The organism is Pseudomonas sp. P4_C3, assembly GCF_056402075.1.
Map to the genome: position 1 here is coordinate 1 of NZ_JBFUIC010000598.1, position 1,472 is coordinate 1,472.

Below are 1,472 nucleotides of genomic sequence, written 5' to 3' on the forward strand. Positions count from 1 at the left end.
GAGTGGAAGTTGAATTGCCCGGCGAATGGAACGGACATCGATTTCAATCTTCAACTGCAAAGTGAATTTACCGCCGCGCCTTGTAAAGTTGCGTTGAAATTGGGGGACTATCGGCGAGCCATTCTCAGTAAACGTGACCCGATCAGCGCTCCGGTGGTGGGGGACAAAGTGGCCGCGGAGGTTCAAATCGGTTCATTTTATACCGGCAAGGAACTGGAGGGCGTTGAGGTCGAGTGGTACTTCGGCGGGGGGATTGTGCAGAAGGTGCCGACTACCGGTCTGGGGTGGAGCAGGTTCGAACATGTCGTTACCACCGCGGGGGAGCATACGATTACTGCAAAGGTTCATAGCCCTTATGACGATAAAATGACAGAGCAGAGTTTTACGATCAATGTATATGTGGAGAGTCCTTGGGAACAAGCCAAGTTAACCGTCAACGGTAAGGAGGTGAAATGGAACGAACCCATTTTATTGCACCGTGGGCAGGCAAGCGATGTAACGGTGGAGGCTCCACCGGGAATTGCCAGGGAGCTCAACCTGGAGCTGGTAGAGAATGGCGGATTGTCCATCGTAGCATCGCCGAATTTTGGCGATTGGGCGGCTCCCGTCGATGGCAAGTTCAATTGGCAGATTACGCCGGAGGCTGGCAAGAGCGGTCGTATCACCCTGAGTTTTTATAGCCGGGAAGTGCTGGTGCCGTGGGAGCATCGAAGCCTGGTGATTTCGCACAATCTTTCGGATGAAGTGGATAAGGTCCTGGTGGGCGGTGTTCCTTCCCCTGCCGGCGGTGCTGTGTTCTTCAGGAATGAACCGCAGCCCGTCACCCTGACCTACAAGCCAGGCAGCCCCCTGCAAGACTACCCGCTGGAGCTGACAGGCACGCCGCTCACTGGCGTGCAACCTGGCAATCTGACGGTAACCGCGTCAGGCAAGAATACCTGGGCAGTCAAATCCCATACCAACAGCGGCACGTTCAAACTGGAGTTGAAAGGTGCGGACATGACCTCTGGCATTACGCTGCCCGTGTGCAAGGTAATGTCGCGGTACCTGACGGAAGAGGCGGACGTCAAGATCRATGGCGTMCYGGTTCCTCCCRGTGGCAATKTATTTTTCAGGGGACAGGCTCAGGTCGTTACGCTGACGCCYAAAGCTGGCAGTCCGATCGCCGGGCATCTGGTGAAGCTGACGTGCGAGGTCAAAAGCGGTCTTGTTGCGGCCAATGTGGTGAGTGCGCCTGYATTTGGCAGTGAGCAAACAACTCAYAGCTGGCGCGTCACCGGCTCGACCAAAAGYGGSACCTTCCAGCTGAGTCTYGCGGGCAAGGRCATGACCYSCCCGATCACTGTGGCGGTSAGCAAGTTGCTGTCGACCAACCTGGCTGATGAGGCGGACGTCAAGATCGATGGCGTACCGGTTCCTCCCGGTGGCAATTTATTTTTCAGGGGACAGGCTCAGGTCGTTACGCTGACGCC

At 56.2% G+C, this 1,472-nt stretch carries 1 pseudogene; it reads left to right on the forward strand.

The annotated features are described in order from the left end of the window. Nucleotides 1-1,472: pseudogene (locus tag AC1DVH_RS31030) on the forward strand (hypothetical protein); the annotation flags it as partial.